Here is a 14,885-nt window from a genome sequence, read left to right as displayed (position 1 = left end):
AGGGGATTATCTAGTGCTCGACGTCAACTTCTTCGACGAGCTGCGCATCGGCCTCGCGACCGCCGACGACATCAGGCAGTGGTCGCACGGCGAGGTGAAGAAGCCGGAGACCATCAACTACCGCACCCTCAAGCCGGAAAAGGACGGGCTCTTCTGCGAGAAGATCTTCGGTCCGACCCGGGACTGGGAGTGCTACTGCGGTAAGTACAAGCGCGTCCGCTTCAAGGGCATCATCTGTGAGCGCTGTGGCGTCGAGGTCACGCGCGCCAAGGTGCGCCGTGAGCGGATGGGCCACATCGAGCTGGCAGCCCCGGTCACCCACATCTGGTACTTCAAGGGCGTCCCGTCGCGCCTCGGCTACCTGCTCGACCTGGCCCCGAAGGACCTGGAGAAGGTCATCTACTTCGCGGCCTACATGATCACGCATGTCGACAACGAGATGCGTGACCGCGACCTGCCGTCGCTGGAGGCGAAGATCTCCGTCGAGCGGCAGCACGTCGAGCAGCGCCGTGACGCCGACATCGAGGCCCGCCAGAAGAAGCTCGAGGCCGACCTGGCCGAGCTGGAGGCCTCCGGCGCCAAGGGCGACGCCCGCCGCAAGGTGCGCGAGGGCGCCGACCGTGAGATGCGCCAGCTCCGCGACCGGGCCCAGCGCGAGCTGGACCGGCTGGAGGAGGTCTGGAGCCGCTTCAAGAACCTCAAGGTCCAGGACCTGGAGGGCGACGAGCTGCTCTACCGCGAGATGCGCGACCGGTTCGGCCGCTACTTCCGCGGTGGCATGGGCGCCCAGGCCATCCAGGAGCGGCTTGGCGGCTTCGACCTGGAGGCCGAGGCGGAGAACCTGCGGGAGACCATCCGCAGCGGCAAGGGCCAGAAGAAGGCCCGCGCCCTCAAGCGGCTCAAGGTCGTCGCGGCGTTCCTCAACACCCGCAACTCGCCGAGCGGCATGGTCCTCGACTGCATCCCGGTGATCCCGCCGGACCTGCGGCCGATGGTCCAGCTCGACGGTGGCCGCTTCGCCACCTCGGACCTGAACGACCTGTACCGCCGGGTCATCAACCGGAACAACCGGCTCAAGCGTCTGCTCGACCTCGGCGCGCCCGAGATCATCGTGAACAACGAGAAGCGGATGCTCCAGGAGGCCGTCGACGCCCTGTTCGACAACGGCCGCCGCGGCCGTCCGGTCACCGGCCCCGGCAACCGCCCGCTGAAGTCCCTGAGCGACATGCTGAAGGGCAAGCAGGGCCGTTTCCGGCAGAACCTGCTCGGCAAGCGCGTCGACTACTCCGGCCGTTCGGTCATCGTCGTCGGCCCGCAGCTCAGGCTGCACCAGTGCGGCCTGCCCAAGCAGATGGCGCTGGAGCTGTTCAAGCCGTTCGTGATGAAGCGCCTGGTCGATCTCAACCACGCGCAGAACATCAAGTCCGCCAAGCGGATGGTCGAGCGGTCCAAGCCGGTCGTGTGGGACGTGCTGGAAGAGGTCATCACCGAGCACCCGGTGCTGCTCAACCGCGCGCCCACGCTGCACCGCCTGGGCATCCAGGCCTTCGAGCCGCAGCTGGTCGAGGGCAAGGCCATCCAGATCCACCCGCTCGTCTGCACCGCGTTCAACGCGGACTTCGACGGCGACCAGATGGCGGTGCACCTGCCGCTGTCGGCCGAGGCCCAGGCCGAGGCGCGGATCCTGATGCTGTCCACCAACAACATCCTCAAGCCGGCGGACGGCAAGCCGGTGACGATGCCCACCCAGGACATGGTCATCGGTCTGTACTGGCTGACCACCGAGAAGGAGGGCGGCCAGGGCGAGGGCCGGGTGTTCACCACCGTGTCGGAGGCCCTCATGGCCCACGACCGGCACGAGCTGGACATCCAGGCCAAGATCCAGGTGCGGCTCAAGGACGTCCCGCCGCCGCGCGGCTGGGAGGCCCCGGAGGGCTGGGAGGCCGGCGACGCGATCCGGCTGGAGACCACGCTGGGCCGGTGCCTGTTCAACCAGACGCTGCCCGCCAACTACCCCTTCGTGAACTACCAGGTCGGCAAGAAGCAGCTCTCGGCGATCGTCAACGAGCTGGCCGAGCGGTACCCGAAGGTGGACGTGGCCAACGCGCTCGACGCGCTGAAGGACGCCGGCTTCCACTGGGCGACCCGCGCCGGTGTCACGATCTCCATCGAGGACGTCGTGGCGCCGCCGAACAAGGCCGCCATCATGGAGTCGTACGAGCGGCGCGCCGACAAGGTCCAGCGGGAGTACGACCGTGGTCTGATCACCGACGAGGAGCGCCGTCAGGAGCTCATCGAGATCTGGACCCACGCGACGGCGGACGTCGAGACCGACATGGTCAACGCGTTCCCGGCGACCAACCCGGTCTGGATGATGGTCAACTCCGGCGCCCGCGGCAACCGCATGCAGGTGCGGCAGATCGCCGGCATCCGCGGCCTGGTGTCCAACACCAAGGGCGAGACGATCCCGCGGCCGATCAAGTCCTCCTTCCGCGAGGGCCTGTCGGTGCTGGAGTACTTCATCTCGACCCACGGCCAGCGGAAGGGTCTGGCGGACACCGCCCTGCGGACCGCCGACTCCGGCTATCTGACGCGTCGTCTCGTCGACGTCGCCCAGGACGTCATCGTCCGCGAGATCGACTGCGGCACCGACCGCGCCGTCCCGCTGCACGTGGGCGAGCGCGACTCCCAGGGCGCCCTGGTCAAGGCCGAGAACGCCGAGAGCAACGTGCACGGCCGCATCCTGGCCGAGGACGTCGAGGTGGACGGCAAGCTCGTCGCCGCGGCGGGTGTCGACATCAACGACGACATCGTCACCGCGCTGGTCAACGCCGGCATCGAGACGGTCCGGACCCGCAGCACGCTGGTCTGCGAGGCCAAGATCGGTGTCTGCGCGACCTGCTACGGCCGCTCGCTGGCCACCGGCAAGCTCGTGGACGTCGGCGAGGCCGTCGGCATCATCGCGGCCCAGTCGATCGGTGAGCCCGGCACCCAGCTGACCATGCGTACCTTCCACACCGGTGGTGTGGCGGGCGCGGACATCACCCACGGTCTGCCGCGTGTCCAGGAGCTCTTCGAGGCGCGCATCCCCAAGGGTGTCGCCCCGATCAGCGAGGTCGCGGGCCGGGTGCGGATCGACGAGACCGACAAGACCCGCAAGATCGTCATCACTCCGGACGACGGCTCCGAGGAGATCGCGTACCCGGTCTCGATGCGGTCGCGGCTGCTGGTCTCCGAGGGACAGCGCGTGGACGTCGGTCAACTGCTGATCGCCGGTGCGCGCAACCCGAACGAGGTCCTGCGGATCCTCGGCCCGCGGGCCGTCCAGCTCCACCTCGTGGACGAGGTGCAGCAGGTCTACCGCTCGCAGGGTGTGTCGATCCACGACAAGCACATCGAGGTCATCGTCCGGCAGATGCTCAAGCGCGTGAACGTGCTCGAGTCGGGCGACACCGAGCTGCTGCCCGGCGAGCTGGTCGAGCGGCCGCGCTTCGAGGCGATGAACCGGCAGACCGTGGCGGAGGGCGGCCAGCCGGCCTCCGGCCGTCCGGTCCTGATGGGCATCACCAAGGCCTCGCTGGCCACCGAGTCCTGGCTGTCGGCGGCGTCCTTCCAGGAGACGACGCGAGTCCTCACCGACGCGGCGATCCACGCCAAGTCGGACTCGCTGCTCGGCCTCAAGGAGAACGTCATCATCGGTAAGCTCATCCCGGCCGGTACGGGCATGCCCCAGTACCGCAACATCCGGGTGGAGCCCACCGAGGAGGCCAAGGCCGCGATGTACACGGTCGGCGGCTACGACGGCTCCGCCGCGGACTACACCTTCGGCTCCGGCAGCGGCGAGGCCGTCCCGCTGGAGGAGTACGACTTCGGCCAGTACGGCCGCTGAGTCCCGGACGGCTGAGTCCCGAACGCCGAACCGCCCGGAGAGCACCCGCTCTCCGGGCGGTTCTGTGTTCCCCGCTTCGCTCGTCGGGGCGCTCGGTGTTTCCCGCTCAGGTGGCGTGGGGTAGGGCGGAAATGGTGAGGGGAGGGGTGGTGGGCGAGTACACTCATCCCGAGCCCTCTGGCTGTCTGCCACCAGGCAGGCGGCGGGAACCATGACACGGACCCGACGATCCGGCGGCGGTCGTTTTGACGACTTGCGAACCGCTGGGTAGTCTTTTCCTTCGTGCCCATGGGTTCGTGGGCTCGCATGCGTGCGCTTGACAGCCGTTCTCCCATGTGGGAAGCGGGCGGGGGCGCCGTGTGAATCCTCCAGATCGACCGGGTCTGTCCGGGTGTGGGGCGCGCAGAGCGCGACACGCCCGAGCGCGTGGGTCGGCGGGGATGAAAAATCCGCAGGTCATGACACCGGCAGCACCTGCAAACCCGTGAGGGGCGGCATCGCCAGGATCGGGACGACGTATCACCGGCTAGGCACGAAACGGAGACGCGGTGCCCACCATTCAGCAGTTGGTCCGCAAGGGCCGGCAGGACAAGGTCAGCAAGACCAAGACTCCTGCCCTCAAGGGGAGCCCGCAGCGGCGCGGCGTTTGCACCCGCGTTTACACGACCACCCCCAAGAAGCCCAACTCGGCGCTGCGCAAGGTGGCCCGTGTTCGGCTCACCAACGGCATCGAGGTCACGGCTTACATCCCTGGGGTGGGTCACAACCTCCAGGAGCACTCGATGGTGCTCGTGCGTGGTGGTCGTGTGAAGGACCTGCCGGGTGTTCGCTACAAGATCATCCGCGGTTCGCTGGACACCCAGGCCGTCCGCAACCGCAAGCAGGCCCGCAGCCGTTACGGCGCGAAGAAGGAGAAGAGCTGACATGCCGCGCAAGGGTTCCCCTGGCCGCCGCCAGCTGGTCGCTGACCCGGTGCACAACTCGCCGCTGGTCACCGCGCTCATCAACAAGGTTCTCCTGGACGGCAAGCGCTCCCTCGCGCAGTCGATCGTCTACGGCGCCCTCGAGGGCTGCAAGGACAAGACCGGCAACGACCCGGTCGTCACCCTGAAGCGCGCTCTCGACAACGTCCGGCCGACGCTCGAGGTGAAGAGCCGCCGCGTCGGTGGCGCCACCTACCAGGTGCCTGTCGAGGTGAAGGCCTCGCGCAGCACCACGCTGGCCCTGCGGTGGCTCGTCCAGTACTCCCGGGCGCGCCGCGAGAAGACCATGACCGAGCGGCTCATGAACGAGCTTCTCGACGCGAGCAACGGCCTCGGCGCCAGCGTCAAGCGGCGCGAGGACACGCACAAGATGGCCGAGTCCAACAAGGCCTTCGCCCACTACCGCTGGTAGTGAGCACCGACGACGAGTTAAGGACGCGAAGAAGTGGCCACCACGACCGCTCTTGACCTGGCCAGGGTCCGCAACATCGGGATCATGGCCCATATCGACGCGGGCAAGACCACGACGACTGAGCGCATCCTGTTCTACACCGGCATCAACTACAAGATCGGTGAAGTCCATGAGGGCGCTGCCACCATGGACTGGATGGAGCAGGAGCAGGAGCGCGGCATCACCATCACCTCCGCCGCGACCACCTGCAGCTGGCTTGATCACACGATCAACATCATCGACACGCCCGGACACGTGGACTTCACCATCGAGGTCGAGCGGTCGCTGCGTGTTCTCGACGGCGCCGTCGCGGTGTTCGACGGCGTCGCCGGCGTGGAGCCGCAGTCCGAGACGGTGTGGCGTCAGGCCGACCGCTACGGTGTGCCCCGGATCTGCTTCGTCAACAAGATGGACCGGGTCGGTGCGGAGTTCCACCGCTGCGTCGACATGATGATCAGCCGTCTGGGCTCCACCCCGGCGGTCATCCAGCTTCCCTGGGGCGTCGAGGCCGACTTCAAGGGCGTCATCGACCTGGTGAAGATGAAGGGCCTGCTCTGGAGCGCCGAGGCGGCCAAGGGCGAGATGTACGACACCGTCGACATCCCGGCCGACCACGCCGACGCGGCCCGTGAGTGGCGCGACAAGCTGGTCGAGACGGTCGCCGAGAACGACGACGAGCTCATGGAGCTCTTCCTGGAGGGCGTCGAGCCCACCGAGGAGCAGCTCGTCGCGGCCATCCGCCGGGCCACGGTCTCCGGCGCGATCAACCCGGTCCTGTGTGGCACCGCGTTCAAGAACAAGGGCGTGCAGCCTCTGCTCGACGCGATCGTCGCCTACCTCCCCGCCCCCACCGACATCCCGGCCTTCAAGGGCCACGCGGTGGGCAACGAGGAGGAGATCGTCGAGCGTCACGCAGACCCGAGCGAGCCCTTCGCGGCGCTGGCGTTCAAGATCATGAGCGACCCGCACCTGGGCAAGCTCACCTACATCCGCGTCTACTCCGGAACCCTCGAGACCGGCACCACCGTGGTGAACTCGGTCAAGGGCAAGAAGGAGCGGATCGGCAAGATCTACCAGATGCACGCGAACAAGCGCGAGGAGCGCCCGTCCGCGACCGCTGGTCAGATCGTGGCCGTCATGGGCCTGAAGGACACCACCACGGGCGACACTCTGTCGGACCCGGCCAAGCAGGTCGTCCTCGAGTCGATGACGTTCCCCGCGCCGGTCATCAACGTCGCGATCGAGCCCAAGACCAAGGGCGACCAGGAGAAGCTGGGCACCGCGATCCAGCGGCTGGCCGAGGAGGACCCGTCCTTCCAGGTCCGGCGGGACGAGGAGACCGGCCAGACGGTCATCTGGGGCATGGGCGAGCTCCACCTGGAGATCCTCGTCGACCGGATGCGCCGCGAGTTCAAGGTCGAGGCGAACGTCGGCCGCCCGCAGGTCGCCTACCGCGAGACCATCCGCCGCAAGGTGGAGAAGGTCGAGTACACGCACAAGAAGCAGACCGGTGGTTCCGGCCAGTTCGCTCGCGTGATCATCAGCCTGGAGCCGCTGGGCGAGGGCAACGACGGCTACGAGTTCGAGAACAAGGTCACCGGTGGCCGCATCCCGCGGGAGTACATCCCGTCGGTGGACGCGGGCGCGCAGGAGGCGGCCGAGTTCGGCGTGCTCGCCGGCTACCCGATGGTCGGCGTGAAGGTCACGCTCCAGGACGGCGCCTTCCACGAGGTCGACTCGTCGGAAATGGCGTTCAAGATTGCCGGCTCGATGGCCTTCAAGGAGGCCGCGCGCAAGGCGGACGCTGTACTCCTCGAGCCGATGATGGCCGTCGAGGTCACCACGCCCGAGGACTACATGGGAGACGTCATCGGCGACCTCAACGGTCGTCGCGGACAGATCCAGGCGATGGACGAACGGTCCGGCGCCCGTGTCATCAAGGCGCTTGTGCCGCTGTCTGAGATGTTCGGCTACGTGGGCGACCTGCGCAGCCGCACCCAGGGGCGGGCGAGCTACAGCATGCAGTTCGACTCCTACTCGGAGGTGCCCCCGGGCATCGCCAAGGAGATCGTCGCGAAGGCTCGGGGCGAATAGTTCCGCTCGGTGCACGGTGGGGGGAGCGATCCCTCCGCCGCGCACAGCCTGAGTTGCAGGACGCAAGTCAAGTCAGAATCTCTAAGGAGACAGACCAGTGGCCAAGGCCAAGTTCGAGCGGAACAAGCCGCACGTGAACATCGGCACCATTGGGCACATCGACCACGGCAAGACCACTCTGACCGCGGCGATCACCAAGGTGCTTCACGACCGTTTTCCGCAGCTCAACGAGGCGACCCCGTTCGACAAGATCGACAAGGCGCCCGAGGAGAAGGCCCGCGGAATCACCATCTCCATCGCGCACGTCGAGTACCAGACCGAGAAGCGCCACTACGCCCACGTGGACTGCCCCGGTCACGCCGACTACGTGAAGAACATGATCACCGGTGCCGCCCAGATGGACGGCGCGATCCTGGTGGTCGCCGCGACCGACGGCCCGATGCCGCAGACGAAGGAGCACGTCCTCCTGGCCCGCCAGGTCGGCGTTCCCTACATCGTCGTGGCCCTCAACAAGGCCGACATGGTCGACGACGAGGAGATCCTGGAGCTCGTCGAGCTCGAGGTCCGCGAGCTGCTGTCCGCCCAGGAGTTCCCGGGCGACGACCTGCCGGTCGTGCGCGTGTCCGCTCTCAAGGCCCTCGAGGGCGACGAGAAGTGGGGCGACTCCATCATCGAGCTCATGAACGCCGTGGACGAGAACGTCCCCGAGCCGGTTCGTGACACCGACAAGCCGTTCCTCATGCCGATCGAGGACGTGTTCTCGATCACCGGTCGCGGCACCGTCGTCACCGGTCGTATCGAGCGCGGTGTCGTCAAGGTCAACGAGACCGTCGACATCATCGGCATCAAGGAGAAGAGCACCACGACCACCGTCACCGGTGTCGAGATGTTCCGCAAGCTCCTCGACGAGGGCCAGGCCGGTGACAACGTCGGTCTGCTCCTCCGTGGCATCAAGCGCGAGGACGTCGAGCGCGGCCAGTGTGTCATCAAGCCGGGCACGACGACCCCGCACACCGAGTTCGAGGCGCAGGTCTACATCCTGTCCAAGGACGAGGGCGGCCGCCACACGCCGTTCTTCAACAACTACCGGCCGCAGTTCTACTTCCGTACCACGGACGTGACCGGTGTCGTGAACCTGCCGGAGGGCACCGAGATGGTCATGCCCGGTGACAACACCGAGATGACCGTCCAGCTCATCCAGCCGATCGCGATGGAGGAGGGCCTCAAGTTCGCGATCCGCGAGGGTGGCCGCACCGTCGGCGCCGGCCGTGTGACGAAGATCATCAAGTAGTAGCACCGCTGGGTGGCGGTCGGGCCCGTGAGGGCCTGACCGCCGCACCACGAGGGGCCGGAAACGGCCCCCCACGGACGACGAGACCGTGATCTCGCAGTGCTTTCGGCCGCACTTCGACCGAAGCCACTGCCAGATCACGGAACACCGGACAAATTCCGGGGCGTCGGTCGCGTGGAAACGACCTGCGGCACCAGGCCGCGTGAAGCTTTATAGGACGACAGCGAAGGACACCGAGGCCATTATGGCGGGACAGAAGATCCGCATCCGGCTCAAGGCGTATGACCACGAGGTCATCGACAGCTCGGCCAAGAAGATCGTCGAGACGGTGACGCGGACCGGCGCCAAGGTCGCTGGCCCGGTGCCGCTGCCGACCGAGAAGAACGTGTACTGCGTCATCCGGTCGCCGCACAAGTACAAGGACAGCCGCGAGCACTTTGAGATGCGTACGCACAAGCGGCTGATTGACATCATCGACCCGACGCCGAAGACGGTCGACTCGCTCATGCGTCTCGACCTTCCCGCCGGTGTCGACATCTCGATCAAGCTCTAAGGAACGCACTGACATGGCTAAGCAGATCAAGGGCGTCCTGGGCAAGAAGCTCGGCATGACCCAGGTCTTCGACGAGACGAACCGGGTGATCCCGGTCACCGTCGTCGAGGCCGGTCCGTGCGTGGTGACCCGGGTCCGCACTCCGGAGAAGGACGGCTACTCCGCCGTCCAGCTCGGCTACGGGCAGATCGACCCTCGTAAGGTCAACAAGCCCCTGGGCGACTACCTCCGCAAGCACGACATCACGCCGCGCCGCTACTTCGCCGAGGTCCGCACCGACGACGCCTCCGAGTACACGCTCGGCCAGGAGATCCTCGCCGACGCCTTCGAGGCCGGGCAGTACGTCGACGTCACCGGCAAGAGCAAGGGCAAGGGCTTCGCCGGTGTCATGAAGCGCCACAACTTCCGCGGTCTCGGCGCCTCGCACGGTACCCAGCGCAAGCACCGCTCCCCGGGTTCCATCGGCGGATGCGCCACCCCGGGCCGCGTCTTCAAGGGCCTGCGCATGGCCGGCCGGATGGGCAACGTGCGCACGACGGTCCAGAGCCTCAAGGTGCACGCCGTGGACGCCGAGAAGGGCCTCATCCTGATCAAGGGTGCGATCCCCGGCGCCAACGGCAGCCTGGTTCTCCTCCGCACCGCCGCCAAGAAGGGGGTTGCTGCCAAGTGACCACGACCATCGACGTCCTCGACGCCAGCGGCGCCAAGGCGGGGACCGTCGACCTCCCCGAGGAGGTCTTCGGCGCCAAGGTCAACGTCCCGCTGATCCACCAGGTGGTCGTCGCCCAGCTCGCCGCGCGCCGGCAGGGCACCCACGCCACCAAGACCCGCGGCAACGTCTCCGGCGGCGGCAAGAAGCCGTACCGGCAGAAGGGCACCGGCCGCGCGCGCCAGGGTTCGACCCGCGCTCCGCAGTTCGCCGGTGGCGGCGTCGTCCACGGCCCGCAGCCGCGCTCGTACGAGCAGCGGACGCCCAAGAAGATGAAGGCGGCGGCCCTGAAGGGCGCGCTGTCCGACCGCGCCGGCGGCGGCCGCGTCCACGTGGTGAGCGGTCTGGTCACGGGTGACACGCCCGGGACCCGCGCCGCCCTGGAGGCGCTGCGGAAGATCACGCAGGCCCGCAGCGTTCTCGTCGTGGTCGACGAGAACGACGAGCTCACCTGGCTCAGCCTGCGCAACGCCCCCGAGGTCCACCTGCTGGACTCGGGGCAGCTCAACACCTACGACGTGCTCTGCCACGACGACGTGGTCTTCACCCGTGAGGCCTACGACCAGGTCGTGGCGCGTCTGGCGAACAGCGGGAAGGAAGAGGCCTGATGCAGAAGATCGCCGACCCGCGTGACATCATCCTCAAGCCGATCGTCTCCGAGAAGAGCTACGGCCTGATCGATGAGCACAACAAGTACACGTTCCTGGTGCGCAAGGGTGCCAACAAGACGCAGGTGAAGATCGCCGTTGAGCAGATCTTCGGCGTCAAGGTGACCGGCGTGAACACGATCAACCGCCAGGGCAAGCGCAAGCGGACCAAGTACGGCTACGGCCAGCGCCCGACCACCAAGCGCGCGATCGTGAGCCTGGCCGAGGGCGAGCGGATCGACATCTTCGGTCAGATCGGCTAGCACCTGCCGCAGCGGGGAGAGGGGCCCCTCGCCACCGTGCGAGGGACCGGCCCCGGGAAAGAGAGCACCGGGGGGACCGCCGTGAGGCGGACCCCGACCGGTACGAACCGACGAAGGATGAACGAAAAAGATGGGCATCCGTAAGTACAAGCCGACGACTCCGGGTCGGCGCGGCGCGAGCGTCTCGGACTTCGCCGAGATCACGCGCAGCACGCCGGAGAAGTCGCTGCTTGCCCCACTGCACAGCAAGGGCGGCCGCAACGTCCACGGCCGGGTGACCGCCCGGCACCAGGGAGGCGGGCACAAGCGCGCCTACCGGATCATCGACTTCCGCCGCCACGACAAGGACGGGATCCCGGCCAAGGTCGCGCACATCGAGTACGACCCGAACCGCACCTCCCGCATCGCGCTGCTGCACTACGCCGACGGCGAGAAGCGCTACATCCTCGCCCCGGCCGGCCTCAAGCAGGGTGACCAGGTCGAGAACGGCCCCACGGCCGACATCAAGCCGGGCAACTGCCTGCCGCTGCGCAACATCCCGACCGGTACCTTCATCCACGCGGTGGAGCTTCGCCCCGGTGGCGGCGCCAAGCTCGGTCGCAGCGCCGGCGCGCAGATCCAGCTGCTCGCCAAGGAGGGCATGTACGCCACGCTGCGTATGCCGTCCGGAGAAATGCGCCAGGTCGACGTGCGGTGCCGGGCCTCGGTGGGCCAGGTGGGCAACGCCGAGCAGTCCAACATCAACATCGGTAAGGCCGGCCGCAACCGCTGGAAGGGCAAGCGCCCCACGGTCCGCGGTGTCGCCATGAACCCGGTCGACCACCCGCACGGTGGTGGTGAGGGCAAGACCTCCGGTGGTCGCCACCCGGTGAACCCGAAGGGCAAGCCCGAGGGCCGCACGCGCCAGCCGAACAAGCCGAGCGACCGGCTGATCATCCGTCGTCGGAGCAAGAGGAAGAAGCGGTAGGAGCAGCCGATATGCCACGTAGTCTTAAGAAGGGTCCCTTCGTGGACGACCACCTGCAGAAGAAGGTGGACGCCCAGAACGAGAAGGGCACCAAGAACGTCATCAAGACGTGGTCGCGGCGCTCCATGATCGTGCCCGACATGATCGGCCACACGATCGCCGTGCACGACGGCCGTAAGCACGTCCCGGTGTTCGTCACCGACTCGATGATCGGTCACAAGCTCGGTGAGTTCGCCCCCACGCGGACGTTCCGCAGCCACGTCAAGGAAGACCGCCGCAGCCGGCGGTAAGCGCCTTCAAGCCAGCAGTTAGAGGAGAAAGCGATGGAAGCCAGGGCACAGGCGCGGTTCGCGCGCCACACGCCCCGGAAGGCCCGCCGTGTGGTGGACCTCATTCGCGGGCTGCCCGCTTCGGAGGCGCAGGCCGTGCTGCAGTTCGCTCCCCAGTCGGCGAGCGAGACCGTCTACAAGGTGCTCTCGAGCGCGATCGCGAACGCTGAGCACAACTTCAAGCTCGACCGGGAGACGCTCTTCGTGAGCCGCGCGTGGGTCGACGAGGGGCCGACCCTCAAGCGTTTCCGCCCGCGCGCCCAGGGTCGTGCCTATCGGATCAACAAGCGGACCAGCCACATCACCGTGATCGTGGAGTCCCGCGAGCCGAAGGGAAGGACCCGCTAGTGGGCCAGAAGGTTAACCCGCACGGGTTCCGCCTCGGCATCACGACCGACTTCAAGAGCCGGTGGTACGCCGACAAGCTGTACAAGTCGTACGTCGCCGAGGACGTGGCGATCCGTCGCATGCTGCAGAAGGGCATGGAGCGGGCCGGTATCTCCAAGGTCGAGATCGAGCGCACGACCGACCGCGTCCAGGTCGACATCCACACCGCCCGGCCGGGCATCGTCATCGGCCGCCGCGGCGCGGAGGCCGACCGCATCCGCGGCGACCTGGAGAAGCTGACCAAGAAGCAGGTCCAGCTGAACATCCTCGAGGTGAAGAACCCCGAGATCGACGCGCAGCTCGTCGCGCAGGGCGTGGCCGAGCAGCTGTCCAGCCGCGTCTCGTTCCGCCGGGCCATGCGCAAGGCCATGCAGTCCGCCATGAAGAGCGGCGCCAAGGGCATCCGGGTGCAGTGCGCCGGCCGTCTGGGCGGCGCCGAGATGTCCCGCTCGGAGTTCTACCGCGAGGGCCGCGTGCCCCTGCACACGCTCCGCGCGGACGTCGACTACGGCTTCTACGAGGCCCGTACCACCTTCGGCCGTATCGGCGTGAAGGTGTGGATCTACAAGGGCGAGGCTCCGACCAGCCGTTCCGAGCGGGAGGCGGCCGCGGCCGGCGCCCGTGCGGGCCAGCGTCGTGAGCGTGACGACCGTCGTGGTGGCGCGGGCGACCGTCCCCGTCGCGGTGGCGGCGACCGTCCCCGTCGTGGCGGTGCCGGTCGTCCCGACCGCGCACCCAGGACCGAGGCGGCCGCGCAGGCCGCCCCCGAGACCGGCCCGGCGGAGCAGCCGGGTGCTGAAGGGAGCTGACCATGCTGATCCCGCGCAGGGTCAAGCACCGCAAGCAGCACCGGCCCGACCGCAGCGGCGCCGCCAAGGGCGGCACCAGGGTCGTCTTCGGCGAGTTCGGCATCCAGGCGCTTGAGCACAGCTATGTGACCAACCGCCAGATCGAGGCCGCGCGTATCGCCATGACCCGGCACATCCGCCGTGGCGGCAAGGTGTGGATCAACATCTTCCCGGACCGCCCCCTCACGAAGAAGCCGGCCGAGACCCGCATGGGTTCCGGTAAGGGCTCTCCGGAGTGGTGGATCGCCAATGTCAAGCCCGGCCGTGTCATGTTCGAGCTTTCCGGCGTCGCCGAGCCCGTGGCCCGCGAGGCCATGCGGCGCGCGATGCACAAGCTCCCCATGAAGTGCCGTTTCGTCAAGCGTGAAGTGGGTGAGGCGTGATGGCTAAGGGTCTGACCGCCGCGGAGCTGCGTGTCGAGGACCAGGAGGTCCTGGTCCAGAAGCTGAAGGAAGCCAAGGAGGAGCTGTTCAACCTCCGCTTCCAGTCGGCGACGGGGCAGTTGGAGAGCCACGGGCGGCTGCGCGCCGTCCGCCGCGAGATCGCCCGTATCTACACCGTGATGCGCGAGCGTGAGCTCGGCATCGTCACGGTCGAGAAGGAGCCGAGCGATGTCTGAAGCAACCGAGACCCAGACCACCGACGCGAGCACCGACGCCACCGTGGCGCGGAACTACCGCAAGACCCGTGAGGGCCTGGTCGTCAGCGACAAGATGGACAAGACCGTCGTCGTCGCCGTCGAGGACCGCGTCAAGCACCCGCTGTACGGCAAGGTCATCCGTCGGACGACCAAGTACAAGGCCCACGACGAGCAGAACGTCTGCGGCGTCGGCGACCGCGTCCTCCTGATGGAGACCCGGCCGCTGTCCGCCACCAAGCGGTGGCGGGTCGTGGAGATCCTCGAGAAGGCCAAGTAACACACACAGACGCGCCTCGTGGGGGGTGGGAGACCACCCCCCACGACGGTGTCCAAGGGGCGGGGCCGTTCATCGGCCCGGTCCGCCCGCGGCGGCGGTCACAGGCTGTCGCCGGGGGAAAAAGACCACATCGGGTTCGGCCAGGCTCACCACAGGGTGAGAACCGGCACGACACACAGGAGTAGACGTGATCCAGCAGGAGTCGCGGCTCAAGGTCGCCGACAACACGGGTGCCAAGGAGATTCTCTGCATCCGCGTGCTCGGCGGCTCGGGTCGGCGCTACGCGGGAATCGGCGACATCATCGTGGGCACGGTGAAGGACGCCATTCCCGGCGGAGGCGTTAAGAAAGGCGACGTTGTCAAGGCTGTCGTGGTGCGCACCGTGAAGGAGCGCCGCCGCCCCGACGGCTCCTACATCCGCTTCGACGAGAACGCCGCGGTCATCATCAAGGACAGCGGCGACCCGCGGGGCACCCGCATCTTCGGCCCGGTGGGCCGTGAACTGCGCGACAAGAAGTTCATGCGCATCATCTCGCTCGCGCCGGAGGTGCTGTGAT

Annotated in this window: 17 protein-coding genes; all 17 read left to right on the top strand. The window is 67.6% G+C overall.

The genetic code is table 11. The features are described from left to right. The first annotated feature begins 13 nt into the window (after window positions 1-13). The 17 genes from FED44_RS10410 (at window position 14) to rplN (ending at window position 14,884) form a co-directional block, all read left to right on the top strand. Complete coding sequence (locus FED44_RS10410; RefSeq protein ID WP_138460502.1) at window positions 14-3,889, top strand: DNA-directed RNA polymerase subunit beta'; 3,876 nt, start codon at window positions 14-16, stop codon at window positions 3,887-3,889. Window positions 3,890-4,437: 548 nt separating this feature from the next. Next, a complete protein-coding gene (gene rpsL, locus FED44_RS10405; protein WP_030508316.1) occupies window positions 4,438-4,812 on the top strand; it encodes a 30S ribosomal protein S12 in 375 nt (124 codons plus the stop codon). Between the two features lies 1 nt (window position 4,813). Next, complete coding sequence (rpsG, locus tag FED44_RS10400) at window positions 4,814-5,284, top strand: 30S ribosomal protein S7 (protein ID WP_030508317.1); 471 nt, start codon at window positions 4,814-4,816, stop codon at window positions 5,282-5,284. Window positions 5,285-5,368: 84 nt separating this feature from the next. Continuing rightward, window positions 5,369-7,417, top strand: a complete 2,049-nt coding sequence (gene fusA, locus FED44_RS10395; RefSeq protein ID WP_244301837.1) for an elongation factor G — start codon at window positions 5,369-5,371, stop codon at window positions 7,415-7,417. Between the two features lie 97 nt (window positions 7,418-7,514). Next, on the top strand, window positions 7,515-8,708 hold the full coding sequence (gene tuf / locus FED44_RS10390; protein WP_036328531.1) for an elongation factor Tu: 1,194 nt from the start codon (window positions 7,515-7,517) through the stop codon (window positions 8,706-8,708). 244 nt (window positions 8,709-8,952) lie between these two features. Next, window positions 8,953-9,261, top strand: coding sequence for a 30S ribosomal protein S10 (rpsJ, locus tag FED44_RS10385; RefSeq protein ID WP_012887830.1), 309 nt, complete (start codon window positions 8,953-8,955; stop codon window positions 9,259-9,261). A 13-nt stretch (window positions 9,262-9,274) separates the two neighbouring features. Continuing rightward, window positions 9,275-9,931, top strand: coding sequence for a 50S ribosomal protein L3 (gene rplC / locus FED44_RS10380; RefSeq protein ID WP_111699911.1), 657 nt, complete (start codon window positions 9,275-9,277; stop codon window positions 9,929-9,931). After that, a complete protein-coding gene (gene rplD / locus FED44_RS10375; protein WP_111699910.1) occupies window positions 9,928-10,578 on the top strand; it encodes a 50S ribosomal protein L4 in 651 nt (216 codons plus the stop codon). Before rplC ends, rplD begins: the two co-directional genes overlap by 4 nt. Next, window positions 10,578-10,880 carry a 50S ribosomal protein L23 gene (rplW, locus tag FED44_RS10370; RefSeq protein ID WP_111699909.1) on the top strand — a complete coding sequence of 101 codons (303 nt, stop codon included), beginning with the start codon at window positions 10,578-10,580 and terminating at the stop codon, window positions 10,878-10,880. The genes rplD and rplW overlap by 1 nt, the downstream gene beginning before the upstream one ends. 130 nt (window positions 10,881-11,010) lie before the next feature. Continuing rightward, complete coding sequence (gene rplB / locus FED44_RS10365) at window positions 11,011-11,847, top strand: 50S ribosomal protein L2 (protein ID WP_111699908.1); 837 nt, start codon at window positions 11,011-11,013, stop codon at window positions 11,845-11,847. Window positions 11,848-11,858: 11 nt separating this feature from the next. Beyond that, a complete protein-coding gene (gene rpsS, locus FED44_RS10360; protein ID WP_055506384.1) occupies window positions 11,859-12,137 on the top strand; it encodes a 30S ribosomal protein S19 in 279 nt (92 codons plus the stop codon). A gap of 33 nt (window positions 12,138-12,170) precedes the next feature. Then, a complete protein-coding gene (gene rplV, locus FED44_RS10355; protein ID WP_111699907.1) occupies window positions 12,171-12,524 on the top strand; it encodes a 50S ribosomal protein L22 in 354 nt (117 codons plus the stop codon). Next, window positions 12,524-13,372 carry a 30S ribosomal protein S3 gene (gene rpsC, locus FED44_RS10350; RefSeq protein WP_111699906.1) on the top strand — a complete coding sequence of 283 codons (849 nt, stop codon included), beginning with the start codon at window positions 12,524-12,526 and terminating at the stop codon, window positions 13,370-13,372. Before rplV ends, rpsC begins: the two co-directional genes overlap by 1 nt. Before the next feature lie 2 nt (window positions 13,373-13,374). After that, complete coding sequence (gene rplP / locus FED44_RS10345) at window positions 13,375-13,794, top strand: 50S ribosomal protein L16 (RefSeq protein ID WP_030508327.1); 420 nt, start codon at window positions 13,375-13,377, stop codon at window positions 13,792-13,794. Further along, complete coding sequence (gene rpmC / locus FED44_RS10340; RefSeq protein WP_030508328.1) at window positions 13,794-14,030, top strand: 50S ribosomal protein L29; 237 nt, start codon at window positions 13,794-13,796, stop codon at window positions 14,028-14,030. Before rplP ends, rpmC begins: the two co-directional genes overlap by 1 nt. Then, window positions 14,023-14,328: a 30S ribosomal protein S17 gene (rpsQ, locus tag FED44_RS10335; RefSeq protein ID WP_111699905.1), complete on the top strand. Its 306-nt coding sequence runs from the start codon at window positions 14,023-14,025 to the stop codon at window positions 14,326-14,328. The genes rpmC and rpsQ overlap by 8 nt, the downstream gene beginning before the upstream one ends. A 187-nt stretch (window positions 14,329-14,515) precedes the next feature. Next, complete coding sequence (rplN, locus tag FED44_RS10330) at window positions 14,516-14,884, top strand: 50S ribosomal protein L14 (protein WP_030508330.1); 369 nt, start codon at window positions 14,516-14,518, stop codon at window positions 14,882-14,884. Window position 14,885: the final 1 nt, after the last annotated feature.

Source organism: Microbispora triticiradicis (genome assembly GCF_005864065.1).
In the GTDB taxonomy this organism is placed as follows: domain Bacteria; phylum Actinomycetota; class Actinomycetes; order Streptosporangiales; family Streptosporangiaceae; genus Microbispora; species Microbispora triticiradicis.
This window is presented reverse-complemented; position numbering and strand designations above follow the sequence as displayed.